At 69.8% G+C, this 23,193-nt stretch carries 22 protein-coding genes; 13 read left to right on the top strand and 9 right to left on the bottom strand.

The features are described from left to right. Positions 1-13: 13 nt before the first annotated feature. Complete coding sequence (locus ACIQM3_RS25485) at positions 14-673, bottom strand: response regulator (RefSeq protein WP_401627875.1); 660 nt, start codon at positions 671-673, stop codon at positions 14-16. A 346-nt stretch (positions 674-1,019) separates the two neighbouring features. Between ACIQM3_RS25485 and pdhA the strand changes: the two genes are divergently transcribed. The 4 genes from pdhA (at position 1,020) to ACIQM3_RS25465 (ending at position 5,211) form a co-directional block, all read left to right on the top strand. Next, the gene (gene pdhA / locus ACIQM3_RS25480) at positions 1,020-2,168 is read left to right on the top strand and encodes a pyruvate dehydrogenase (acetyl-transferring) E1 component subunit alpha (RefSeq protein WP_401627873.1); all 1,149 of its coding nucleotides are present in this window, start codon (positions 1,020-1,022) and stop codon (positions 2,166-2,168) included. Between the two features lie 2 nt (positions 2,169-2,170). Continuing rightward, the gene (locus ACIQM3_RS25475) at positions 2,171-3,151 is read left to right on the top strand and encodes an alpha-ketoacid dehydrogenase subunit beta (RefSeq protein ID WP_401627871.1); all 981 of its coding nucleotides are present in this window, start codon (positions 2,171-2,173) and stop codon (positions 3,149-3,151) included. Between the two features lie 10 nt (positions 3,152-3,161). Further along, positions 3,162-4,553, top strand: coding sequence for a dihydrolipoamide acetyltransferase family protein (locus ACIQM3_RS25470; protein ID WP_401627869.1), 1,392 nt, complete (start codon positions 3,162-3,164; stop codon positions 4,551-4,553). A gap of 118 nt (positions 4,554-4,671) precedes the next feature. After that, the gene (locus ACIQM3_RS25465; protein ID WP_401627867.1) at positions 4,672-5,211 is read left to right on the top strand and encodes a hypothetical protein; all 540 of its coding nucleotides are present in this window, start codon (positions 4,672-4,674) and stop codon (positions 5,209-5,211) included. 15 nt (positions 5,212-5,226) lie between these two features. Here the strand turns inward: ACIQM3_RS25465 and ACIQM3_RS25460 are convergent, their stop codons facing one another. After that, complete coding sequence (locus ACIQM3_RS25460; protein WP_401627865.1) at positions 5,227-5,649, bottom strand: ATP-binding protein; 423 nt, start codon at positions 5,647-5,649, stop codon at positions 5,227-5,229. A gap of 208 nt (positions 5,650-5,857) precedes the next feature. Between ACIQM3_RS25460 and ACIQM3_RS25455 the strand changes: the two genes are divergently transcribed. Together ACIQM3_RS25455 and ACIQM3_RS25450 are read left to right on the top strand one after the other, a co-directional pair. Continuing rightward, on the top strand, positions 5,858-6,736 hold the full coding sequence (locus tag ACIQM3_RS25455; protein ID WP_401627863.1) for a helix-turn-helix domain-containing protein: 879 nt from the start codon (positions 5,858-5,860) through the stop codon (positions 6,734-6,736). A 2-nt stretch (positions 6,737-6,738) separates the two neighbouring features. Continuing rightward, positions 6,739-6,921 (top strand): DUF397 domain-containing protein, encoded by a 183-nt coding sequence (locus ACIQM3_RS25450; protein WP_401627861.1) that lies wholly within the window; start codon positions 6,739-6,741, stop codon positions 6,919-6,921. Between the two features lie 58 nt (positions 6,922-6,979). On the opposite strand, the gene ACIQM3_RS25445 is transcribed toward ACIQM3_RS25450, so the two are convergent. Continuing rightward, positions 6,980-7,879: a D-alanyl-D-alanine carboxypeptidase family protein gene (locus tag ACIQM3_RS25445; protein ID WP_401627859.1), complete on the bottom strand. Its 900-nt coding sequence runs from the start codon at positions 7,877-7,879 to the stop codon at positions 6,980-6,982. Positions 7,880-8,089: 210 nt separating this feature from the next. Here ACIQM3_RS25445 and ACIQM3_RS25440 point away from each other — a divergent pair, with 210 nt between their 5' ends. Then, positions 8,090-8,773 (top strand): GntR family transcriptional regulator, encoded by a 684-nt coding sequence (locus tag ACIQM3_RS25440; protein ID WP_401627857.1) that lies wholly within the window; start codon positions 8,090-8,092, stop codon positions 8,771-8,773. After that, on the top strand, positions 8,770-10,077 hold the full coding sequence (locus ACIQM3_RS25435) for a nitrate/nitrite transporter (protein ID WP_401627855.1): 1,308 nt from the start codon (positions 8,770-8,772) through the stop codon (positions 10,075-10,077). The genes ACIQM3_RS25440 and ACIQM3_RS25435 overlap by 4 nt, the downstream gene beginning before the upstream one ends. A gap of 62 nt (positions 10,078-10,139) precedes the next feature. On the opposite strand, the gene ACIQM3_RS25430 is transcribed toward ACIQM3_RS25435, so the two are convergent. Beyond that, complete coding sequence (locus ACIQM3_RS25430) at positions 10,140-10,964, bottom strand: maleylpyruvate isomerase family mycothiol-dependent enzyme (protein ID WP_401627853.1); 825 nt, start codon at positions 10,962-10,964, stop codon at positions 10,140-10,142. Positions 10,965-11,177: 213 nt separating this feature from the next. Between ACIQM3_RS25430 and ACIQM3_RS25425 the strand changes: the two genes are divergently transcribed. Next, complete coding sequence (locus tag ACIQM3_RS25425; protein ID WP_401627851.1) at positions 11,178-11,975, top strand: carbon-nitrogen family hydrolase; 798 nt, start codon at positions 11,178-11,180, stop codon at positions 11,973-11,975. 71 nt (positions 11,976-12,046) lie between these two features. Here ACIQM3_RS25425 and ACIQM3_RS25420 read toward each other — a convergent pair whose 3' ends face one another. After that, entirely contained in the window at positions 12,047-12,553 is a 507-nt protein-coding gene (locus tag ACIQM3_RS25420; RefSeq protein WP_401627849.1) for an LURP-one-related/scramblase family protein, read from the bottom strand. Positions 12,554-12,617: 64 nt separating this feature from the next. On the opposite strand from ACIQM3_RS25420, the gene ACIQM3_RS25415 reads away from it, so the two are divergent. Further along, the gene (locus tag ACIQM3_RS25415) at positions 12,618-14,429 is read left to right on the top strand and encodes an NHL domain-containing thioredoxin family protein (RefSeq protein WP_401627847.1); all 1,812 of its coding nucleotides are present in this window, start codon (positions 12,618-12,620) and stop codon (positions 14,427-14,429) included. A gap of 78 nt (positions 14,430-14,507) precedes the next feature. Here ACIQM3_RS25415 and ACIQM3_RS25410 read toward each other — a convergent pair whose 3' ends face one another. From ACIQM3_RS25410 to ACIQM3_RS25400, 3 genes are all read right to left on the bottom strand, one after another. Beyond that, positions 14,508-14,729, bottom strand: a complete 222-nt coding sequence (locus ACIQM3_RS25410; protein WP_124277833.1) for a DUF6458 family protein — start codon at positions 14,727-14,729, stop codon at positions 14,508-14,510. Between the two features lie 103 nt (positions 14,730-14,832). Next, positions 14,833-16,131 carry a M18 family aminopeptidase gene (locus ACIQM3_RS25405; RefSeq protein ID WP_401627845.1) on the bottom strand — a complete coding sequence of 433 codons (1,299 nt, stop codon included), beginning with the start codon at positions 16,129-16,131 and terminating at the stop codon, positions 14,833-14,835. A gap of 152 nt (positions 16,132-16,283) precedes the next feature. Beyond that, positions 16,284-18,110: an acyl-CoA dehydrogenase gene (locus tag ACIQM3_RS25400; RefSeq protein WP_401627843.1), complete on the bottom strand. Its 1,827-nt coding sequence runs from the start codon at positions 18,108-18,110 to the stop codon at positions 16,284-16,286. A 171-nt stretch (positions 18,111-18,281) separates the two neighbouring features. On the opposite strand from ACIQM3_RS25400, the gene ACIQM3_RS25395 reads away from it, so the two are divergent. From ACIQM3_RS25395 to ACIQM3_RS25385, 3 genes are all read left to right on the top strand, one after another. Continuing rightward, positions 18,282-18,722, top strand: a complete 441-nt coding sequence (locus tag ACIQM3_RS25395; RefSeq protein ID WP_103760589.1) for an SseB family protein — start codon at positions 18,282-18,284, stop codon at positions 18,720-18,722. Positions 18,723-18,894: 172 nt separating this feature from the next. Beyond that, entirely contained in the window at positions 18,895-19,851 is a 957-nt protein-coding gene (locus tag ACIQM3_RS25390; RefSeq protein WP_401627841.1) for a pirin family protein, read from the top strand. Between the two features lie 89 nt (positions 19,852-19,940). Beyond that, entirely contained in the window at positions 19,941-21,017 is a 1,077-nt protein-coding gene (locus tag ACIQM3_RS25385) for an AI-2E family transporter (protein ID WP_401627839.1), read from the top strand. Here ACIQM3_RS25385 and ACIQM3_RS25380 read toward each other — a convergent pair. Beyond that, positions 21,012-23,132, bottom strand: coding sequence for a SpoIIE family protein phosphatase (locus ACIQM3_RS25380; protein ID WP_401627837.1), 2,121 nt, complete (start codon positions 23,130-23,132; stop codon positions 21,012-21,014). The genes ACIQM3_RS25385 and ACIQM3_RS25380 overlap by 6 nt on opposite strands. Positions 23,133-23,193: the final 61 nt, after the last annotated feature.

Genomic DNA, 23,193 nt, shown 5'->3' with positions numbered 1-23,193 from the left:
CTGACCCGCCCCTTCAGCGCTTCTCGGCCTGAAGCCTCGCCACGTACGCCGCTGCCTGTGAACGCCGCTCCATGCCCAGTTTCGAGAGGAGGCTGGAGACGTAGTTCTTGATGGTCTTCTCGGCGAGGTGCAGCCGCTCGCCGATCACCCGGTTCGTCAGCCCCTCGCCGATCAGGTCGAGGATCTTGCGCTCCTGCTCGGTCAGCCCGGCGAGACGGTCGTCGCCCTTGCCGTCCTTGCCCTCGCGCAGCCGTTCCAGCACGCGGGCGGTGGCCGCCGGGTCCAGCAGGGACTTGCCGGCCGCCACGTCGCGCACGGCGCTGAGCAGCTCGTTGCCGCGAATGGCCTTCAGTACGTACCCCGAGGCGCCCGCCATGATCGCGTCGAAGAGTGCCTCGTCATCGGCGTAAGAGGTGAGCATGAGGCACTTGATGTCCTCGTCCCGCGAGCGGACCTCGCGGCAGACCTCCACCCCGCTGCCGTCCGGCAGCCGGACGTCGAGGACGGCGACGTCGGGGCGGGTCGCCGGGATCCGTGCGAGCGCGTCCGCGGCCGTGCCCGCCTCGCCGACGACCTCGATGTCCTCCTCGGAGGAGAGCAGCTCGTGAACTCCGCGCCGGACGACTTCGTGATCATCGAGCAGGAATACCGTGATTTTTCCTTCTTCGCGCACATTCGCAGTCTCACACACTCCTTAGTCGTCCGCCCTTCCCTGTGACTGCCGACCGGGATAACGTGCCGTTGTTCCGGCCGCCTGCAAGGCTGTTACCAGTGCTGTGACCAGCGGGACTTGGCGATTTTCTGGATTTACTTGGAAATCCAAGCAAAATCGCAGGTCACAAGGTGTTTCGCAGTTATGCGATGCACTGGGTAACGTGCTTATGACAGGACGCTCGCCGGGGCACCTGTCACGCCTGTTCCCGGCCGAGTGGCACCCACCCCGTGCACGGGTCCGGATACAGGCGAGCCGCACTGGTTCCCGGCCATCCCGGGGGCCGGACCGACGGAGGAGCACGCACGTGACCGTGGAGAGCACTGCCGCGCGCAAACCGCGACGCAGCAGCAAGCGGACCAGCGCCGCGAAGACGCCACAAACAACCGAGCCCCAGCTGGTACAGCTGCTGACGCCCGAGGGCGAGCGCGTCGAGCACCCGGATTTCGAGATCGACCTGAGCGCGGACGAGCTCCGTGGGCTCTACCGTGACATGGTCCTGACCCGCCGCTTCGACGCCGAGGCCACCGCGCTCCAGCGCCAGGGCGAGCTGGGCCTGTGGGCCTCGCTGCTGGGCCAGGAGGCCGCGCAGATCGGCTCCGGCCGGGCGCTGCGGGACGACGACTACGTCTTCCCGACCTACCGGGAGCACGGCGTCGCCTGGTGCCGGGGCGTGGACCCGACGAATCTGCTCGGGATGTTCCGTGGCGTGAACCACGGCGGCTGGGACCCGAACACCAACAACTTCCACCTGTACACGATCGTCATCGGCTCGCAGACCCTGCACGCCACCGGCTACGCCATGGGCGTCGCCAAGGACGGCGCGGACTCGGCCGTGATCGCGTACTTCGGCGACGGCGCCTCCAGCCAGGGCGATGTCGCGGAGGCCTTCACCTTCTCCGCCGTCTACAACGCCCCCGTCGTGTTCTTCTGCCAGAACAACCAGTGGGCGATCTCCGAGCCGACCGAGAAGCAGACGCGAGTGCCGCTCTACCAGCGCGCGCAGGGTTTCGGCTTCCCGGGGGTGCGGGTCGACGGCAACGACGTACTCGCGTGCCTGGCCGTCACCAGGTCGGCGCTGGAGCGGGCCCGGCGGGGCGAGGGGCCCACCCTCGTCGAGGCGTTCACCTACCGGATGGGTGCCCACACCACCTCCGACGACCCGACCAAGTACCGGGCGGACGAGGAGCGGGCGGCCTGGGAGGCCAAGGACCCGATCCTGCGGCTGCGTACGTACCTGGAGAAGCAGGACCTCGCCGACGCGGCGTACTTCACCGCGCTGGAGGAGGAGAGCGAGACCCTCGGCAAGCGGGTCCGCGAAGCGGTGCGGGCCATGCCCGACCCGGACCGGCTGGCGATCTTCGACCACGCCTACGCCGACGGCAATCCGCTCGTCGACGAGGAGCGCGCCCAGTTCGCCGCCTACCAGGCATCGTTCGCCGAGGAGGGCAACTAGCCATGGCCGCTGAGAAGATGTCCCTCGCGAAGGCGCTCAACGAGTCGCTGCGCAAGGCTCTCGAGACCGATCCCAAGGTCCTCATCATGGGTGAGGACGTCGGCAAGCTCGGCGGGGTCTTCCGCATCACGGACGGGTTGCAGAAGGACTTCGGCGAGGGCCGGGTCATCGACACCCCGCTCGCGGAGTCCGGCATCGTCGGTACGGCGATCGGCCTGGCGCTGCGCGGATACCGCCCGATCGTCGAGATCCAGTTCGACGGCTTCGTCTTCCCCGCGTACGACCAGATCGTCACGCAGCTCGCGAAGATGCACGCCCGGGCCCTCGGCAAGATCAAGATGCCGGTCGTCATCCGCATCCCGTACGGCGGCGGCATCGGTGCCGTGGAGCACCACAGCGAGTCGCCCGAGGCGCTGTTCGCGCATGTGGCGGGGCTGAAGGTCGTCTCGCCGTCCAACGCGAGCGACGCCTACTGGATGATGCAGCAGGCCGTCCAGAGCGACGATCCGATCATCTTCTTCGAGCCCAAGCGGCGCTACTGGGACAAGGGGGAGCTCGACACCGAGTCCATCCCCGGTCCGCTCCACAAGGCCGCCGTGGCCCGTGAGGGCTCCGACCTCACGCTCGTCGCGTACGGCCCGATGGTGAAGGTCTGCCTGGAGGCCGCCGCCGCGGCGCAGGAGGAGGGCAAGTCGATCGAGGTCCTGGACCTGCGGTCGATGTCCCCGATCGACTTCGACGCCGTACAGACCTCGGTCGAGAAGACCCGCCGGCTCGTGGTGGTCCACGAGGCGCCGGTGTTCTACGGCTCCGGGGCCGAGATCGCGGCCCGGATCACCGAGCGCTGCTTCTACCACCTCGAAGCACCGGTGCTGCGGGTCGGCGGCTACCACGCCCCCTACCCGCCGGCCCGGCTCGAGGACGAGTACCTGCCGGGGCTCGACAGGGTGCTCGACGCCGTCGACCGCTCGCTGGCGTACTGAGGAGAGGGTCGTGACGACGATGACCGAAACGTCCGCGCGTTTCCGTGAGTTCAAGATGCCCGACGTGGGCGAGGGACTGACCGAGGCGGAGATCCTCAAGTGGTTCGTCCAGCCCGGCGACACCGTCACGGACGGCCAGGTGGTCTGCGAGGTCGAGACCGCCAAGGCCGCCGTCGAGCTGCCGATCCCGTTTGACGGGGTGGTGCACGAGCTGCGCTTCCCCGAGGGCTCGACCGTCGACGTCGGCGAGGTGATCATCGCGGTGGACGTGGCGCCGGGCAGCGGTGACGCCCCGGCGGCTCCCGAAGCCGTGCAGGAGCCCGTGCAGGAGCCCGAGCCGGAAACGCCCAAGGGCCGTCAGCCGGTGCTCGTCGGCTACGGGGTGGCGGAGAGCTCCACCAAGCGCCGGGCCCGCAAGGGGGCCGAGATCCCGGGGCCGGCCGCCGCCGCGATCCAGGCCGAGATCAACGGCCACGGCGCGAAGGCCGTGGAGAGCCGTCCCCTCGCCAAGCCGCCGGTGCGCAAGCTGGCGAAGGACCTGGGCATCGACCTCGCCACGGTCACCCCGACCGGGGAGGGCGGCGTGATCACCCGCGAGGACGTCCACGCGGCTGTCGCCCCGGCCCCGGCCGAGGCCGCCGTCCTGACGGAGGAAGCCGCCCCGGCCCCCGCGCCCTTCGCGGTACCGGTGGACCGGGCGGGCCGCGAGACCCGCATCCCCGTCAAGGGCGTGCGCAAGGCCATCGCGCAGGCCATGGTCGGCAGCGCCTTCACCGCGCCGCATGTCACCGAGTTCGTGACCGTCGACGTGACGCGCACGATGAAGCTCGTGGCGGAGCTCAAGGAGGACAAGGAGATGGCGGGGGTCCGGGTCAATCCGCTCCTGATCATCGCCAAGGCGCTCCTGGTCGCGATCAAGCGCAACCCGGGGGTCAACGCCGCTTGGGACGAGGCCAACCAGGAGATCGTGCAGAAGCACTACGTCAACCTGGGCATCGCCGCCGCCACCCCGCGCGGTCTGATCGTGCCGAACATCAAGGACGCGCACGACAAGACCCTGCCCCAGCTGGGTGCGGCACTGGGCGAGCTGGTCTCCACCGCACGCGAGGGGAAGACGTCCCCCGCGGCCATGGCGGGCGGCACGGTGACCATCACCAACGTCGGCGTCTTCGGCGTGGACACGGGTACGCCGATCCTGAACCCGGGCGAGTCCGCGATCCTCGCGGTCGGGGCGATCAAGCTCCAGCCGTGGGTCCACAAGGGCAAGGTGAAGCCCCGCCAGGTCACCACCCTGGCGCTCTCCTTCGACCACCGGCTGGTCGACGGCGAGCTCGGCTCCAAGGTGCTCGCGGACGTCGCGGCGATCCTGGAGCAGCCGAAGCGGCTGATCACCTGGGCGTAGGTGTGAACGATGGGCCCGCGCAGTCTGCGCGGGCCCATCGGCATGTGCGCCGACGGTTCGTCCGACTACTCTGCGGGCAAGATGTGTCATTCGACGCAGTCACCCGAGGGGGCGCCCTGTGCCATCGAGTTGCGATCCCCGGGACGCTCCCGCCGGCGATGTGGGCGCGGCGCTGATGATGATCGACTCCCGGCTCAAGAGCATCCACGACGGCAACGCCGAGAGCGACCTGGAGCAAAGGGCGCTGGCGGAGCAGGTCGTCGCTTCCCTGGGCCCTGGAGGTGCCGAAGACGTACTGGACGGCACGTGCACGATCATCTACATGTTCATGAGCTGGCTGCGGCAGGCGCATGAAGCGCAGGACAAGGACGTCATCGAGTACGTGGTCCCCACCCTCGTGGCCTCGCTGCGCCAGATGCCCAGGAGTATCCGCCCCGAGGCCATCCCCACCATGGCCGGCCTGGTCGTCGCCGCGGGTACGGGCCTGAGCCCCAACCTGTGGCGCAAGCAGTACGGGGACTGGACCGAGGGGGAGATGAATCCCTTGGAGGCCACCGCGTTCCTGCTCGCGGAGCACATCAACCGCATCACGGACGACCCGGACTTCGCCACCCGCACGATCGCCGAAGCGCTGTCCCTTGCGGAGGAGGGCGCCTGAACTGCCGTTCCGCAGTCACTCCACGGTGAGTTCGGCGAAGACGGTCTTGCCGACGGTGCGCGGCTCGACGCCCCAGCGGTCGGCGAGCCGGGCGACGACGAGCAGCCCCCGCCCGTAACAGTCGTCGGCGCCGACTTCGCGCAGTCCGGGCAGCCGCTCGCCGCGGGGGTCGCTCACCTCGATGCGGAGGGCGGTGCCGGTGAGGGTGAGACGCACCCGGAAGAGCCGCCCGCGCATGCAGCCGTGCAACAAGGCGTTGGTCGCCAACTCGCTGACCAGCAGCGCGGCTTCCTCGGCGCGATGGGGCTGCCCCCACTCCGCGACGAGGCGCGCCGCCCGTCGGCGGCAGAGGGAGACGCTACGGGCGGTCGGGGTGTAGTCGAGGCGGTCCTCGTGGAGTACGGGTTCGGGGGCCGGGATCTCTTGGGCTGCGGTCATGCGCGCGAGCTCCTTGGGTGCGGGCGGTGGCGATGTCGCGCCTGCGCAGGGGCAGGGCGGTGCACTTCCGCCGTGGCGGTGCCGCTGGGAGCGGCGGTTCGCCGAACGTAGCGAGCACGGGTCTATGGGTGCAAGTGAAACGGAGACAAGTGTCTCCAACGAGTGACGGTGGTCGACGACCCGGGCCGTGGGGCGGGACACTGAAGTGGTGAATCGAGCGACTCAGCAAGGCAACCGGTCGTCAACTGTTCTGGCACGCAGGCTCGGTAGTGAGCTCCTGCGCCTGAGGGACGCGTCCGGGAAGACGCAACAGCAGGCAGCCCAGGTCATCAGCGCGACCAACTCGAAGATCGTGAAGATGGAGCGAGGCTGGGTTCCGATGAGGGACCCGGACGTGCGCAGCCTCTGTGAGTTTTACGGTGTCGAGGACACGAAGCTCGTCAGCGGCTTGCTGGAGGTAGCCCGACTGGATCGGGAGCGCCGCAAGGCGAAGGGCTGGTGGAACCAGTACCCGGAGCTGCGCTCGCTGGTTGAGTACGTCGCGCTCGAAGACATCGCTACGGCGGTCAGGACCTGGCAGGGGGCCTTTGTGCCGGGGCTGCTCCAGACGCCGGACTATGCGCGGGCGCTGGCGGTCGGCAACGCGGACTGGGACGACCCGGACGAGATCGAGCGCTTCGTCGAGGCGAAGATCGCCCGGCAGGCGCGCCTTGCGGACAGCGCCCCACTGGCGCTGTGGGCGATTGTCGGCGAAGGAGCGCTGCGGCAACTGGTCGGCGGTCGCGAGGTGATGCGCGCGCAACTGGATCGTCTGGCTACGGCTGCCACCGAGCCAAATGTCACGGTGCAGGTTGTCCCCTTCCTGGCCGGATCCCACCCGGGCATGACCAGCGCTTTTAGCGTTGTTTCGTTCGCCGAACCCGGTGCGATGGACGTGGTCTACATGGACACCACGTCGTCTACGCTGTGGCTGGAGAGCGAGAGGGACGCCGCCCGTCACAACGTCACGTTCAGTCGTATCGCCCGATGCGGACTCGCTCCCCGCGATTCCATTGCCTTGATAGGGCGTATTCGCAAGGAGCTGTAATCGTGCGTTGCTTCGAGTTCGTCAAGTCCAGCTACAGCAGCGGCAACGGCGAGTGCGTCGAAGTGGCCCGCAACGTTCCCGGCGCCGTTGCCGTCCGCGACAGCAAGCGGTCCGACAGCCCCTTCCTCATCCTCGCCTCCGCCGCCTGGGACCGCTTCATAGCGGATCTGCGCCGGCAGCTCTGAGGACGACGGAGGGCCCCGCCCGCGCATCGCGCGAGCAGGGCCCACTTCGGCCTCGGCGCTACTTCTTGAAGGCGTAGTCCAGGAGCTTCTTCGCGTCGGCCGTCCGGGTGGTGGCGGACGTCGAGGTGAGGACGGTCCCGATGAGCGTCTTGCCGTTACGGGTCGCGGCGAAGACCAGGCAGTACTTGGCCGACGGGCCCGAGCCGGTCTTCACGCCGATCGCGCCGCTGTAACTGCCCAGCAGCGGATTGGTGTTCGACCACGACATGTAGCGGTAGCCGCCGCTCTTCGTCGTGACCTTCTGCTTGGTGGACTTCGTCTTCACGATCGCGCGGAACGTGGAGTTCTTCATCGCGCTGCCGGCGATCTTCGTCAGGTCACGCGGCGTGGAGTAGTTCGAGCCGCTGCCGATGCCGTCGAACGAGTCGAAGTGGGTGTTCTTCAGGCCGAGGCTCTTCGCGGAGGCGTTCATCTTGCCGATGAAGGACTTCACCCGGGCCGCGCGCGTGGAGCCGGAGCCGAACTTGTCGGCGAGGGCGTACGCGGCGTCGCAGCCCGACGGCAGCATCAGGCCGTACAGGAGCTGGCGGACGGTGACCTTGTCGCCGACGATCAGCCGGGCCGACGAGGCGGTGTTCTTGACGATGTAGTCGCTGTACGCCTTCTGCACCGTGACCTTGGAATCAAGGTTCAGGTTCTTCTGGGCCAGCACCACCTTGGCGGTCATTATCTTCGTCGTGGAGCCGGTGGAGCGGCGGGTGTCCGCGGCTTTTCCGTAGAGCGTCTTCGCAGTGCCGCTGTTCATCACGAAGCCGCCCTTGGCGGCGATCGTGGGCGTCGGCGGTGCCGCGGCCTGAGCCGTGGAGGCGAACGCGCTGCCCGCGAGGACGGCGCCCGCGGTGAGAGTGACGGTGGCGGCGACGCTTACGCGGTTTATGCCCTTGAGACCAGTTTTCAAGTCGAACGCTCCAAATACACCTGAAATGCGGCCACATGGGGTGCCGCTCGGTGGTGAGACTCGCGAGCCGCCCGGATGGATGCCCTCTCGTACGGGTGATTTCACACCTGGCCGGAGCCCGGCCGGACGCCAGGGTCGGATGTCCGCCCTCCCCGTCCGGATCGCGGACGGGGGAAGCGGACGCACCCATCTTGTATCTATGCTGTGTGCATGCCTGCCGCACCCACCGCCGAACCCGCCGCCCACAAGGCGGCCCCCAAGTCGCCGCCCGCAGCCGAGCGCGTCTACACCCACATCAAGGAAGCCGTCCTCGACCGCCGTTACGAGGGCGGCACGCTCCTCACCGAGGGCGACCTGGCCGAGGCCGTCGGTGTGTCCCGGACCCCGGTGCGGGAAGCGCTGCTCCGGCTCGAGGTCGAAGGGCTGATCAAGCTCTACCCGAAGAAGGGTGCGCTGGTGCTCGCGGTCTCCGCGCAGGAGATCTCCGATGTGGTGGAGACCCGGCTGCTCGTGGAGGAGTTCGCCGCGCGGAAGGCCGTGCCCGCGTCGGCGCAGCTGATCGCCCGGCTGGAGCGGCTCCTGGAGGAGCAGCGGGAGCTCGCCGAGGCGGGGGATCTGGCAGCGGTCTCCGTCAAGGACCGGTGCTTCCACGCCGAGATCGTGAAGAACGCGGGCAACGAGATCCTCTCCCGTCTCTACGACCAGCTCCGTGACCGGCAGCTGCGGATGGGCGTGGCCGTGATGGAGGCGCACCCCGGCAGGATCGCCGCCAACATCACCGAGCACGGGGAGCTGCTGGACGCCATCAGGGCCGGCGACGCCGAGGGCGCCGCACAGGTCGTGCGGCGCCACGTCAGCCGGGTCAAGGTGCTGGTCCGGGGGGAGGACCGATGAGCTCAGCGTCCTCCACCCTCTCCCTGCCCGGAGACCCGCCCGGCGGCCGGCGTGCCGCGTGGGTCTGGGGCATCGGCGTCGCCGTCTACTTCGTCGCCATCATCTTCCGTACGAGTCTGGGCGTCGCCGGGCTCGACGCCGCCGACCGGTTCGAGGTCAACGCTTCGGCCCTGTCGACGTTCTCCATCCTGCAGCTGCTCGTCTACGCCGGCATGCAGATACCCGTGGGCCTCATGGTCGACAGGCTCGGCACCAAGAAGGTCCTCACCATCGGGGTGGTGCTCTTCACGCTGGGGCAGCTGGGCTTCGCGCTCTCCCCCTCGTACGGCATGGCGCTTGCCTCCCGGGCGCTGCTCGGCTGCGGCGACGCGATGACGTTCATCAGCGTGCTGCGACTCGGCGCCCGGTGGTTCCCGGCCCGGCGAGGACCGCTGATCGGACAGGTGACCGGGCTCTTCGGGATGGCGGGCAACCTCGTCTCGACCCTCGTCATCGCCCGCGCGCTGCACGGATTCGGCTGGACCGCGACCTTCGTCGGCAGTTCGCTGGCCGGCGTGGTGGTGCTGGTCCCGCTGCTGCTCTTCCTCAAGGACCACCCCGAGGGCCATGAGCCGCCGCCCGCCGAGCACGCCGGAGCGGCGTACGTGCGGAAGCAGATCGCCGCTTCCTGGCGGGAGCCGGGCACGCGCCTGGGCATGTGGGTGCACTTCACCACGCAGTTCCCCGCCATGGTCTTCCTGCTGCTGTGGGGCATGCCGTTCCTGGTCGAGTCCCAGGGGCTGAGCCGGGGCACCGCCGGTGAGCTGCTCACCCTGGTGGTGCTCTCCAACATGGCCGTGGGGCTCGTCTACGGGCAGGTCATCGCCCGCCACCACGGGGCGCGAGCCCCGCTGGCCCTGGGGACGGTCGCGATGACCGCGCTGCTCTGGGCGTCGACGATCTTCTACCCCGGCGACCACGCGCCGATGTGGCTGCTGATCACCCTGTGCGTGGTGCTCGGCTCCTGCGGACCGGCCTCGATGATCGGCTTCGACTTCGGCCGGCCGGCCAATCCGCCGGAGCGCCAGGGCACCGCTTCCGGCATCGTCAACATGGGCGGGTTCGTCGCCTCGATGACGACACTGTTCGCGGTCGGCGTCCTGCTGGACGCGACCGGGGACAACTACCGCGTCGCGTTCGCGTCGGTCTTCGTCCTGGAGGCGCTCGGCGTCGTACAGATACTGCGGCTGCACGCCGGCGCCACCCACAGGGAACGCGACCACCACGTCGTCAGCCGGGTCGAAGCCGTGCACGTCCCCGCCTGACGGCGGACCCGGCGGCGCGCCCGTCCCGGACTGTCCACGGGCGGGCGCCGCCGGTCACGGTGTCACGGGGTCACGGCGAAGTGGCGCAGGATCTCGGCCGCCAGGTCCTGGTCGCCCTCGATCTTGATCCGGTCCTCCACGGCCTGCGCCCGGACCCGGCCGCAGGCCAGCCGGTAGTAGGTCTCCCAGTCCATCGCCAGGGCCGCCGCGGGGCCCAGCGACGGCGCGCCGTCGACCGAACCGTGGCCCTCGCCGTCGACCCTGACCGTACGCAGGAACTCCAGCGGGCCGTGCACATCGAAGACCACGGCCGAATTGGGCGGCGCGCCCGCGTCCTTGGCGACCACCTTCGCCAGTCCGGCCAGCAGGGTGTCCCGGACGACCAGGGCGCCGGGGGAGTCCAGATTGCCGGGCTGACCCAGCGTGGTGCGCAGGTCCTGCTCGTGCACCCAGACGTCGAACGCCCGCATCCGCAGTGCCAGTTCCAGCGTCTGCTCGGCGCCGAGGGGCGCCCGCACCATGGTCTCGGGGGCGCGTGACTCGTTGCGCAGCTGACGCATGCGCCGGATGAGCGTGTACTCCAGCTCCGAGGTCATCTCCGGCGCGGTGTGGTGGCGCCGTACGTCGACCTGCATCTCCATGTAGCGCTGGTGGTCGTTCTGCACGTGGTAGAGGTCGCGCGGCAGCGTGTGGATCGGGCGGGGGTCGCCGAGCTGCTCGCATTCCATGCCGATGACGTGCGAGACGATGTCGCGCACCGACCAGCCCGGGCAGGGCGTCCGGCGGTTCCACTCCCCCTCGACGAGCGGCTTGACCAGCTCGGATATCGACTCGACGGAGTGGGTCCAGGCATCGGCATAGGTCTGGAGGCTGGGATGGACGGTCACGGGACCCCTCGTGCGGTTCTGCGGTGCATGGGCTGGAGAGCAGGGAGTGCCGACTGGAGGGCCGGCACCGACGTCGCTGTCTGCGGGCTGCGGGCTGCGGGCTGCGTGGGAGGTTCGCTCGCTAAGTTACGCTGCGAGCAGGCACCCCGGCAGTGCTTTCGTGTGACGATCGTAGGCCCGCGTTGACGGCTTCCATGCCAGGACGGTGGTAGTGTGCACGCCTCCCTCATCCAGATCGCAGTAAACCCGGATGAATCGGTCAATTCCCGTAGAGAGCGCGCGGCTTCGCTGGTCGTGGCCCAGCGGGGTGCGGACCTGGTCCTCCTTCCCGAACTCTGGCCGGTCGGCGCCTTCGCCTATACCGCGTTCGCCGATGAGGCCGAGCCCTTGCAAGGCCCCACCCATGACGTCATGGCGAAGGCGGCGGCCGAGGCCGGGGTCTGGCTGCATGCCGGGTCGTTCGTCGAGCGCGCCGAGGACGGCGCCCTCTACAACACGTCGCTGGTCTTCTCGCCCGAGGGCGAGCTGGCCGCCTCCTACCGCAAGATCCATCGCTTCGGCTTCGACAAGGGCGAGGCGGTGCTCATGGGTGCCGGAGAGGAACTTGTCACCGTCGCTCTGCCGGAGACCGTGGTCGGCCTCGCCACCTGCTACGACCTGCGCTTCCCCGAGCAGTTCCGGGGGCTCGTCGACGCGGGGGCGGAGACCCTGATCGTCGCGGCCGGCTGGCCGGAGCGCCGCCGCTCGCACTGGACCCTGCTGGCGCAGGCCCGTGCGGTCGAGAACCAGGCGTACGTCCTGGCGGTCGGGTCGGCCGGCACTCACGCGGGGGTCGAGCAGGCGGGCCACAGCATCGTCGTCGACCCCTGGGGCGAGGTGCTCGCCGAGGCCGGGGCCGGCGAGGAGGTGCTCACCGTGGAGTTCGACCCGGCGAAGGCCACCACCACCCGGGAGCAGTTCCCGGCCCTCAAGGACCGCCGGCTGGGCCTCGCGCCACGCCGCCTGGCCTGAGCCGTACGCAGACGTCCCGAGGGCCCGGTTTCACGTGAAACCGGGCCCTCGGCTGTCCGGCCGGCCCCCGGTCAGTCCTCGCCGTGGTCCTTGTCGTGTTCCTTGTCCGCGAGGACGATGACGCACACCGCCACGGCCAGAAGCAGCGGCACATCGGCGTCCTCCCGCACGATGTCGACGCCGTAGGTGTCGCGGACGGTCAGCCAGCGCCGGGAGACCTGGGCGAGCAGCTCACCGTCGTAGTCGATGGCGAACTCGCGGTCCAGGATCTTGCCGCTGACGTCCAGCTCGGTGCCGTCCACCAGGGTCACCCGGTAGTGGTTGCGCAGGAGCGAGAGCCGCTTCCGTTTGATCTTGGCGAGTTCCTCGCCGTTCCGCTCGATCAGCATCGTGTCACGCAGGCTGATCAGTTTCTGGCGGATCTCCACCAGCACCTGGCCGTTGGTGTCCTTCAGCTCGAAGGTGTCACGGAGCCGCATGGCCTTGCCGTCGACGAGGAAGAGCTTCCGCCCGTCCGCGTCCTCGATCCAGTAGTCGTCGCCGACGCCGAACAGTCGCTCACGTACGAGAAGTCTCATGGATCACAGGTTCCCCGACGACCTGCCGGAATGCGGGCAGGCCACGGTGCTGTTGACTGTTGTCATGACAGCACGTGCACGTGTCCGCGCCCCCGAACTGATCGGCAAGGGCGGCTGGCTCAATACAGGCGACCGGCAGTACACCCTGGCTGACCTGCGGGGACGCATTGTCATTCTGGATTTCTGGACATTTTGCTGTGTCAACTGTCTGCATGTGCTCGATGAGCTGCGTGAGCTGGAGGAGAAGCACCGCGACACGGTGGTGATCATCGGTGTCCACTCCCCGAAGTTCGTGCACGAGGCCGAGCACCAGGCCGTGGTCGACGCCGTCGAGCGGTACGGGGTGCACCACCCCGTCCTCGACGACCCCGAGCTCGCCACCTGGAAGCAGTACGCCGTCCGCGCCTGGCCCACGCTCGTCGTCGTGGACCCCGAGGGCTATGTCGTGGCCCAGCACGCCGGTGAGGGCCACGCGCACGCCATCGAGAAGCTGGTCGAGGAGCTGGAGGCCGAGCACGCCGCGAAGGGCACCCTGCATCGCGGCGACGGCCCCTACGTCGCTCCGGAGCCGGTCGCCACACACCTGCGGTTCCCCGGCAAGGCGCTAGCCCTCCCGGACGGCGGCTTCCTGGTCTCGGACACCACCCGGCACCGCCTGGTGGAGCTGGAAGCCGACGGTGAGACCGTGCGGGGTCACTTCGGCGCCGGTGAGCGCGGATTCGTGGACGGCGGCCGCGACGACGCCCGGTTCAGCGAACCGCAGGGCCTCGCCGTCCTGCCGGACGGCCGGATCGCCGTCGCGGACACGGTCAACCACGCGATCAGGGCGCTCGATCTCGGGACGGGGGTGACGACCACGCTCGCCGGGACCGGACGCCAGTGGTGGCAGTCCTCCGCCACCAGCGGCCCGGCCACGGAGGTGGCCCTGTCGTCGCCGTGGGACATCGCCTGGTTCGGTGACCGGCTGTGGATCGCCATGGCCGGGGTGCATCAGCTGTGGACGTACGACCTCGAGCAGGGCACGGTGCGCGTCGCCGCCGGGACGACCAACGAGGGCCTGGTCGACGGGCCCGGGGACGAGGCGTGGTTCGCGCAGCCGTCCGGTCTGGCCGCGGCAGGCGACCGTCTCTGGGTCGCCGACTCCGAGACCTCGTCGCTGCGCTACGTGGACCGGGAGGGCGCTGTCCACACCGCCGTCGGTACCGGCCTCTTCGACTTCGGCCACCGCGACGGCCCCGCGGAGCAGGCGCTCCTCCAGCACCCGCTGGGCGTCACGGCCCTCCCCGACGGCTCCGTGGCCGTGAGCGACACCTACAACCACGCGCTGCGGCGGTACGACCCGGAGAGCGGCGAGGTCACCACGCTGGCCACCGATCTGCGGGAGCCCAGCGACGCGGTCCTGGTGGACGGCGATCTGGTCGTCGTCGAGTCCGCACGGCACCGGCTGACCCGGCTGCGGCTTCCCGAGGAGGCCGTGCGGGTCGCGGACCGGGCCCACCGCACCCGGCGCGCGGCCACCGAGGTCGCCGCCGGCACGCTGAGGCTGGACGTGGTCTTCCAGGCGCCCGCAGGGCAGAAGCTCGACACCCGGTACGGTCCCTCCACCCGGCTGCTGGTCTCCTCGACCCCGCCGGAACTGCTGGCCGAGGGGTCGGGCCAGGGGACGGATCTGGGTCGTGACCTGGTCCTCGCGGACGGGGTCACCGAGGGCGTTCTGCATGTGTCCGCGATGGCGGCGTCCTGCGACGACGACCCGGACAACGAGTACCCGGCCTGCCATGTGCACCAGCAGGACTGGGGCGTCCCCGTGAGCGTCACCGCCGGAGGGGCGTCCAGGCTCCCGCTGGTGCTGGCCGGGATGGACGAACAGGGCTGACGGCGGACCGAGCGGCGGCGCCGCGCCACGAGCCCTCAGGGCACGTGCCGGCGCCGAGCCGCGTGTCGGGACGTCAGCTCACTGGTAGCGGCGCTCGTCCTCCGAGACGACCGTGGTGGTGGGCGGCACGACCATGCGGCGACGCCGCGCGATGCTCACGTAGACGAAGACCCCGACGAGGCCGACGAGCATCATGATCCAGCCGACCAGGTCGACGTTGACGGTATCCATTTCCCAGTCGGTGGCGAACGCCAGAATCGCCCCGGCACCGATCAGGAGAATGCATCCTCCGAGTCCCATGATTTCCGCCTCCTCGACGGCCCGGTGAATCCGAGCCGGTGTACGGGTCGCGTACCCGGCCCGGCAACAACCATGTCCGCCGGGGCGGTTGGGACGGTCGGGTTCAGCCCGCGAGGAACGCCGTGAGCGCGTTTGCCAGGAGGTACGGGTCGTCGGCGCCGCAGAGTTCGCGCGCGCTGTGCATCGACAGGATCGCCACGCCGATGTCGACGGTCGTGATGCCGTGCCGGGCCGCGGTGATCGGGCCGATCGTCGTGCCGCACGGCATCGAGTTGTTGGAGACGAACGTCTGCCACGGCACGCCGGCCTTCTCGCAGGCCGCGGCGAACACGGCGCGGCCGCCGCCGTCGGTCGCGTAGCGCATGTTGACGTTGACCTTGAGGATGGGCCCGCCGTTGGCCACCGGGTGGTGCGTCGGGTCGTGGCGCTCGGCGTAGTTGGGGTGGACGGCGTGGCCGGTGTCCGAGGAGAGACAGACGGTTCCGGCGAAGGCCCGGGCACGGTCCTCGTACGAGCCGCCGCGGGCGAACACGGAGCGCTCCAGGACCGTGCCCAGCAGCGGGCCGTCCGCGCCGGTGTCGGACTGGGAGCCGTTCTCCTCGTGGTCGAAGGCGGCCAGCACGGGGATGTACGGGAGCTCGGCGTCCGGCTGCCCGGACACGCCGGCCAGCGCGGCCGTCGCGGCGTGCACCGAGAGCAGGTTGTCCATGCGCGGACCGGCGAGGAGTTCACGGTCCCGGCCCAGGTAGGCGGGCGGCTCGACGGGGTGCGGCATGAGGTCCCAGCCGGTGATCTCCGCGGCGTCGACGCCCGCCGCGTCGGCGACGAAGCGGATGAGGTCGCCCTCCTCGACGTCACCGAGTCCCCAGATCGGCTGCATGTGCTTCTGGCGGTCGAGTTTGAGGCCGTCGGGGTTGGCGGACCGGTCCAGGTGCACGGCGAGCTGGGGGACCCGCAGCAGGGGCCGGTCGATGTTCACCAGCCGGTGCGTGCCGTCGCGCAGGGAGATGCGGCCGGCGAGACCGAGGTCCCGGTCGAGCCAGGTGTTCAGGAGCGTCCCGCCGTAGACCTCGACGGCGATCTGGCGCCAGCCGTGCGCACCGGAGTCGGGCAGCGGCTTGACCCGCAGGTTCGGGGAGTCGGTGTGGGCGCCGACGATCCGGAACGGGGTGTGGGCGGTGGCGCCCTCCGGCACGTACCAGGCCACGATGGCGCCGCCCCGCAGGACGTACTTCCCGCCGGTGGAGCCGTCCCACGCGTCCGTCTCCTCGACCTGCCGGAATCCGGCCTTCTCCAGCCGCGCGGCGGCCGCGGCCACAGCGTGGTACGGGGAAGGGGCCGCCATCAGGAAGGCCATCAGATCGTCGGTGTGCCCGCGGTCGAAGCGGAGGGGAGAGCTCATGTTCTTCACTGTAACGACGGCGGACCGGGACGTTTAACGGTGTACGACGTCGGGCCGCCGCCGTGTCCGGAAAGTTGCCCCGCCCATGACGACGCCGCCACCCGGAGGGATCCGGGTGGCGGCGTCATGATGCGCGGGGTGAGCGGCGACGACTAGAACGCGGCCTCGTCCAGCTCCATCAGCGAGTTGTCGACGGACTCGGCCAGCGCGCGCTCGCCGGAGACGCCCGGCAGGACGTTCGCGGCGAAGAACTTCGCAGCGGCGATCTTGCCCTGGTAGAAGGCGGCGTCCTTGGCGGAGGCGTTGCGCAGCTTCTCGGAGGCCACGACCGCGCCCTTGAGCAGCAGGTAGCCGACGACGACGTCGCCCGAGGCCATCAGGAGGCGGGTCGTGTTGAGACCGACCTTGTAGATGTTCTTGACGTCCTCGCCCGTGGCGGTGAGGTCGGTGATCATCGTGCCGACGATCGCCTCCAGGTCCACCGCGGCCTTGGCGAGGTTGTCCAGCGAGCCGGACAGCTCCTCGTCGCCCTGGGCGCTCGCGAGGAACTTCTTGATCTCCTCGGAGAGGGTGTTCAGCGAGGCGCCCTGGTCGCGGACGATCTTCCGGAAGAAGAAGTCCTGGCCCTGGATCGCCGTCGTGCCCTCGTAGAGGGTGTCGATCTTGGCGTCGCGGATGTACTGCTCGACCGGGTACTCCTGGAGGTAACCGGAGCCGCCGAACGTCTGGAGCGACTGCGCGAGCTGCTCGTAGGACTTCTCGGAGCCGTAGCCCTTCACGATCGGGAGCAGCAGGTCGTTGAGGCCGTTGAGCGCCTTGGCGTCCTCGCCCGCGGCCTCCTTCACCTGGATCGCGTCCTGGACGGAGGCGGTGTACAGCACGAGGGAGCGCATGCCCTCGGCGTAGGCCTTCTGCGTCATCAGGGAGCGGCGCACGTCGGGGTGGTGCGTGATGGTGACCTTGGGGGCCGTCTTGTCCATGAACTGCGACAGGTCGGTGCCCTGGACGCGCTCCTTGGCGTACTCCAGCGCGTTGAGGTAGCCCGCCGAGAGGGCCGCGATGGCCTTCGTGCCGACCATCATGCGGGCGAACTCGATGATGCGGAACATCTGGCGGATGCCGTCGTGCTTGTCGCCGATCAGCCAGCCCTTGGCGGGGTGCTGGTCGCCGAAGGTCATCTCGCAGGTGTTCGACGCCTTGAGGCCCATCTTGTGCTCGACGTTCGTCGCGTACACGCCGTTACGCGCACCGAGCTCGCCGGTGGTCCGGTCGAAGTGGAACTTCGGGACCAGGAAGAGGGAGAGGCCCTTGGTGCCCGGGCCGGCGCCCTCGGGGCGTGCCAGGACGTAGTGGAGGATGTTCTCGGACATGTCGTGCTCGCCCGAGGTGATGAAGCGCTTCACACCCTCGATGTGCCAGGAGCCGTCCTCCTGCTCGACCGCCTTCGTGCGGCCGGCGCCGACGTCCGAGCCGGCGTCCGGCTCGGTCAGCACCATCGTCGAGCCCCACTGCTTCTCGACGGCGATCTCCGCGACCTTCTTCTGCGCCTCGTTGCCCTCGTCGAAGAGGATGCCGGCGAACGCGGGGCCGGAGGAGTACATCCAGACCGCCGGGTTCGAGCCGAGCAGCAGCTCCGCGTAACCCCAGATCAGGGAGCGCGGCGAGGTCGTGCCGCCGATCTCCTCGGGCAGGCCCAGGCGCCAGTACTCGGAGTCCATGAAGGCCTGGTAGGACTTCTTGAAGGAGGCCGGGACGGGCGCGGTGTTCGTCGTGGGGTCGAAGACCGGCGGGTTGCGGTCCGCGTCGGCGTACGAATCGGCGAGCTCGTTCTCCGCGAGGCGGGTCACCTCGTCCAGGATGCTCTTCGCGGTGTCGACGTCCATCTCCGCGAACGGACCGGTGCCGTACAGCTTGTCGCGCCCGAGGACCTCGAAGAGGTTGAACTCGATGTCGCGGAGATTCGACTTGTAGTGCCCCATGGGAAGGCTCCGTAATCAATAGCAGTGGCGCGCAGCGCCCCGTGGAGGAGTGAGGATCGGGCGACGGACGGCCGGGCGTGGGTATATCACCTGACCCCCACGATGATGCTACCCGTCAGTAATAAGACGCAACCCCCCGAGGCACAGATGTGTCCGATTACTCTTTGCGGCATGTATGGCTACGACCAGAACCAGGGCGCGCAGCAGCAGATGGGCGGCGGCTACGGCGAGCAGCCGTTGTACCCCGAGCCCTCGCCGCCGTCCCTGGCCGACGCGGTACGGGCCTTCACGACCGGTTCGCTGTCCGCGGAGGACTTCCAGCAGATCTTCGCCACGGCGAAGGTCTACTGCCCGCGCGGCGACAACCCCGGCTTCCTGGCGCTCCACAACACCCAGCAGCCGGTGATCCCCATGTTCACCACGCTCAAGGAGCTCCGGAGCTACGCCGGCAAGGAGTCCAAGTACTTCGTGATCACGGGCGCCGAGGTGATCGACCTGCTGCCGACCGGCTACGGCTTCGTCCTGGACATGGAGGGTGATCACCGCATGGTCTTCGACGCCAAGGCGGTCGAGCAGATGGTGGACTTCGCGATGCGCCGCATGTACGGATAGCCGCCCCTGCTCCGCGGACGGCCGAGGACGTCCGCGGCCCGAGGCGCCCGAGGGCCCGCACCGATCGGTGCGGGCCCTCGGTGCTGTCCGGGGCGGCGGGAATGAATGCCGCCTTGCTAGATGTTCACCGTTCAACTAAATTGGACGCAGAAGACTCCCGGAGGTGGCTCCCATGCCCGCAGTGACCGTCGAAAACCCGCTGACCCTGCCGAAGGTCGCTGCCCAGGCCGAGGCCGTGGCCCGCCCTGTGCTGACCGTCACGACCGCGCCCAGCGGTTTCGAGGGCGAGGGGTTCCCGGTGCGGCGTGCCTTCGCCGGGATCAACTACCGGCACCTCGACCCGTTCATCATGATGGACCAGATGGGTGAGGTGGAGTACGCGGCCGGCGAGCCGAAGGGGACCCCCTGGCACCCGCACCGCGGCTTCGAGACCGTCACGTACATCATCGACGGGAGCTTCATCCACCAGGACAGCCACGGCGGCGGCGGTGCCATCGAGAACGGCGACACCCAGTGGATGACCGCCGGCAGCGGGCTCCTGCACATCGAGACGCCGCCCGAGGCGCTCGTCATGTCCGGCGGCCTCTTCCACGGCCTCCAGCTCTGGGTGAACCTGCCCAAGGCCGACAAGATGATGGCCCCGCGCTACCAGGACATCCGTGGTGGCCAGGTCCAGCTCCTCGCCTCCCCGGACGGCGGCGCGCTGCTCCGTGTCATCGCCGGTGAGCTCGACGGCCACGAGGGCCCGGGCATCACGCACACACCGATCACCATGGTCCACGCGACGATCCGGCCGGGTGCCGAGGTGACGCTTCCGTGGCGCGAGGACTTCAACGGCCTCGCGTACGTCCTCGCCGGGCGCGGCAGCGTCGGTGAGGAGCGCCGCCCGGTCCGCACCGGGCAGACCGCGGTCTTCGGCAAGGGGTCCTCGCTGACCGTCCGTGCCGACGAGACGCAGGACGGCAACACCCCGGACCTGGAGGTCGTGCTGCTCGGCGGGCGTCCGATCCGTGAGCCGATGGCGCACTACGGGCCGTTCGTGATGAACACCCAGGACGAGCTCAAGCAGGCCTTCGAGGACTTCCAGGCCGGCCGCCTCGGCAAGGTCCCGGCGGTCCACGGCATGTGACCGGCCCCTCCGGTCGTACGGGTGACGGGCCGTCACCCGTACGACCGTGCGGAAGGGACACCACTCCCCGCCCGTGATCGGGTGGGAGGGTGCCTATCCGGAAGCCCCTCCTGCCCGATGTCGCGCGGCGGACGGCCGCTTGGTGCGGCGTTCTGCTCCTGGTCGTCGGCGTCGTGGCTGTGGCCATCTGGCTGGTGGTGGTGCTCAAGACCGCGGTCACCCCGGTCCTGCTGGCGCTGCTCGGCACGGCACTGCTCGGCCCTGTCCACCGCTGGCTGACCGCCCACAAGGTGAACAGATCCGTGGCGGCCGGACTCACCTGCGCCGCGCTCGTCGCGGTGGGCGGCGGAGCCGGATACATCGTCGTCACCGCCCTCGTCGACACCGGCGACCAGATCGTGGCCTCGCTGAAGGACGCGGCACAGTGGGTCATCGACCACTTCGACATCGAAGGGGTCGCGAATGTGGACGACCTGGCGGACAACGCGAAGAAACTGATCGGGAAGTTCGGCGCGAGTGCGGCGGGCGGACTGCTCACCGGGATCAGCGTCATCGGGTCGCTGGTGACCACCGCGGTCCTGGCGCTGCTGCTGACGTTCTTCTTCCTGCGCGACTCCGACCGTGCCGTCCACCTCGCCCACACGATCGCTCCGCGCGGCACGGGCGAACTCGTGGAGGCCATGGGGCGCAGGGCCTTCGAAGCCGTCGAGGGGTTCATGCGCGGCACCACCTTCATCGCCCTGATCGACGCGCTGTGCATCACGGTGGGCCTGCTGATCCTGCGGGTGCCGGGGGCGGTGGGGCTGGGCGCGCTGGTCTTCGTCGGCGCCTACATCCCGTATCTCGGGGCTTTCATCTCCGGTGCCGTGGCCGTGCTGGTCGCGCTCGCCGACCGGGGCATCGTGATCGCGCTCTGGGCGCTGGGAGTGGTGCTCGCCGTCCAGGTGCTGGAGGGGCACGTGCTCCAGCCGGTCATCCAGAGCCGTACGGTCCAGATGCACCCCGCCACGATCATGATCGCGCTGACCGCGGGTGCGAGCGTCGCGGGGCTGCTGGGCATGCTGCTGGCGGTGCCGGTGTGCGCCGCGGTGTTCGGGGTGATCGGCGAGCTGCGCAAGGGATACGAGGCCGGAGGCCGGGAAGGCGCGGTTCCCGGGAGCTCATGAACCGGCGACGCCCAGCTCGGCCGGCTCCGCGGACTCGTACAGCTCGAACCAGATCGACTTCCCCTCGCCCCTCGGGTCCACCCCCCAGACGTCGGCGAGCATCTCCATCAGCACCAGCCCGCGGCCGCTGGACGCCATCTCCCCGGGTCGCCGCTTGTGCGGCAGCTCGTCGCTGGCGTCGGCCACCTCGACACGCAGCCGCCGCTCGCCCCGCTCGCCCGTCACCTCCGCGACGAGCAGCGCGTCCCCGTCCGTGTGGACGAGCACGTTCGTGGACATCTCGGAGACCATCAGCTCCGCGGAGTCGACCTGCTCCGTGTCCGCCCAGTCGTGCAACAGCTCCCGCAGCTGCTGCCGGGCGGCCGCGACGCGCTCGGGCTCCGCCTGGGCGATGGTCATGGCCGAGCGCCGCCCCGGGGCCCTGCGCGTCCGTACGGCCTCGCGGCGCAGCACCATGACCGCGATGTCGTCCTCGCGGCGGTCCACCAGCGGCCCGGTCGTGTAGTGGGAGCCGGGGCCGTGCACCGTCTGCACGAGTGCGTCCGCGAGCTCCTCCAGGTCCTCGACGGGTTTCTCCAGGACCGGCCTGAGCCTGGTCCATCCGGTGGCCATGTCGTGTCCGCCGGTCTCGATGAGCCCGTCCGTGCACAGCATGATCGTTTCGCCGGGCCCCAGAACCACGCGGGTCGTCGGGTAGTCGGCGTCCTTCTCGACGCCCAGGGGCAGCCCTCCGGCGGTCTGCCGGATCACCGCGGTGCCGTCGACGCTGATCACCACCGGGTCAGGGTGGCCCGCGCGGGCGACGTCGAGGGTCCCGTTCTCGGGGTCGGCCTCCGCGTACAGGCAGGTCGCGAAGCGCGTCGCGTCGGACCGGTCCTCGCCGTCGTCGAGGTCGTAGCTCTCGGTCAGTCCGGACAGGAAGCGCGAGGCCCGGGAGAGCACGGCGTCGGGGCGGTGCCCCTCGGAGGCGTACGCGCGCAGGGCGATCCTCAGCTGGCCCATCAGGCCCGCCGCCCGCACGTCATGGCCCTGGACGTCACCGATGACGAGGGCGATACGGCCGTTAGGGAGCGGGATCACGTCGTACCAGTCGCCCCCGACCTGGAGCCCTCCTCCCGTCGGGATGTAACGCGCCGCCACCGTCAGGCCGGGCACACCGGGGCCCAGGGAAGGCCTCATCGCCCGCTGGAGGCCCAGCGACAGCTCGCGCTCGGTCTCGGCGGCACCGGCGCGGGTCAGGGCCTGTGCCAGCATCCTGGCCACCGTCGACAGCACGGAGCGCTCGTCCGGCGAGAAGGCCACGTTGTGCCGGAACCCGGCCATCCAGGCTCCCATGGTGTGACCGGACGAGATCAGCGGCAGAAAGGCCCAGGACTGGCGCCCGAAATCCCGGGCGAGGGGCCAGGTGGCCGGGAAGCGCTGCCGGTACTCCTCGGGCGAGGCGAGGTAGATGGCCTGACCGGTCCGCACGACCTCGGCCGCCGGATAGTCGGTCTGCAGCGGCATGTCGGTGAACGGCTTCTCGTCGCCGACGTTGTGCCCGTGGTGCCCGATGACCGTCAGCCGCTCGCCCGACACCCCGAAGACGGCGAGCCCGTCGGGCGAGAAGCCGGGCATGGAGAGCGAGCCCGCGACCCGCAGGACCTCCTCGGTGGACACCGCCTCGGCCAGCGCCCGTCCGGCGTCCAGCAGGAACGCCTCGCGTGACCGCCGCCAGTCACCCGTGAGCGGGGTCTTCGCCGCGGTGTCCTCCGGGGGCGGGGTGACCTCCTGGAGGATGCCCGTCAGCACGTACGTGTGGCGGCCCGGGGTGTCCAGCGGGATCGGCTTCGACCGGGTGCGCACCGTGCGTACGACCGCGCCGTTCTCGTCCACGATCCGCATCCTGGCCTCGGCCACCGTGCCCTCGGCGATCGCGAAGTTCACGATGCCGTCGATCTCGTTCCAGTCGGCCTGGTGGAAGCGGGGGCGCACTTCCTCGCCGGGGCGGGCCGTGGCCTCGGCGGGTAGTCCCACCAGCCGCGCCGCCTCGGCGTCGAACGTGACCGTGCCCGATGAGCTGTCCCAGCTCCACAGCCCGGTCCCGATCGCAGCCAGGATCTCCTCGGTGCGCATTGCCCCACTTTAGGAAGATGTTCTCCGCGGTCGCCACCGAGGGAGGCCGCCCCTGGAGGCC

Origin of the sequence: Streptomyces sp. NPDC091271, assembly GCF_044757505.1 — a bacterium.
GTDB lineage: Bacteria > Actinomycetota > Actinomycetes > Streptomycetales > Streptomycetaceae > Streptomyces.
This window is presented reverse-complemented; position numbering and strand designations above follow the sequence as displayed.

Excerpts from the sequence above, each read along its gene's own strand:
- ACIQM3_RS25435 (WP_401627855.1), top strand. The coding sequence starts at position 8,770 with ATGAGCTCAGCGTCCTCCACCCTCTCCCTGCCCGGAGACCCGCCCGGC.
- ACIQM3_RS25415 (WP_401627847.1), top strand. The coding sequence starts at position 12,618 with ATGACAGCACGTGCACGTGTCCGCGCCCCCGAACTGATCGGCAAGGGC.
- ACIQM3_RS25440 (WP_401627857.1), top strand. The coding sequence starts at position 8,090 with ATGCCTGCCGCACCCACCGCCGAACCCGCCGCCCACAAGGCGGCCCCC.
- ACIQM3_RS25420 (WP_401627849.1), bottom strand. The coding sequence starts at position 12,553 with ATGAGACTTCTCGTACGTGAGCGACTGTTCGGCGTCGGCGACGACTAC.
- ACIQM3_RS25380 (WP_401627837.1), bottom strand. The coding sequence starts at position 23,132 with ATGCGCACCGAGGAGATCCTGGCTGCGATCGGGACCGGGCTGTGGAGC.
- ACIQM3_RS25475 (WP_401627871.1), top strand. The coding sequence starts at position 2,171 with ATGGCCGCTGAGAAGATGTCCCTCGCGAAGGCGCTCAACGAGTCGCTG.
- ACIQM3_RS25400 (WP_401627843.1), bottom strand. The coding sequence starts at position 18,110 with ATGGGGCACTACAAGTCGAATCTCCGCGACATCGAGTTCAACCTCTTC.
- ACIQM3_RS25460 (WP_401627865.1), bottom strand. The coding sequence starts at position 5,649 with ATGACCGCAGCCCAAGAGATCCCGGCCCCCGAACCCGTACTCCACGAG.
- ACIQM3_RS25405 (WP_401627845.1), bottom strand. The coding sequence starts at position 16,131 with ATGAGCTCTCCCCTCCGCTTCGACCGCGGGCACACCGACGATCTGATG.
- ACIQM3_RS25390 (WP_401627841.1), top strand. The coding sequence starts at position 18,895 with ATGCCCGCAGTGACCGTCGAAAACCCGCTGACCCTGCCGAAGGTCGCT.
- ACIQM3_RS25395 (WP_103760589.1), top strand. The coding sequence starts at position 18,282 with ATGTATGGCTACGACCAGAACCAGGGCGCGCAGCAGCAGATGGGCGGC.
- ACIQM3_RS25410 (WP_124277833.1), bottom strand. The coding sequence starts at position 14,729 with ATGGGACTCGGAGGATGCATTCTCCTGATCGGTGCCGGGGCGATTCTG.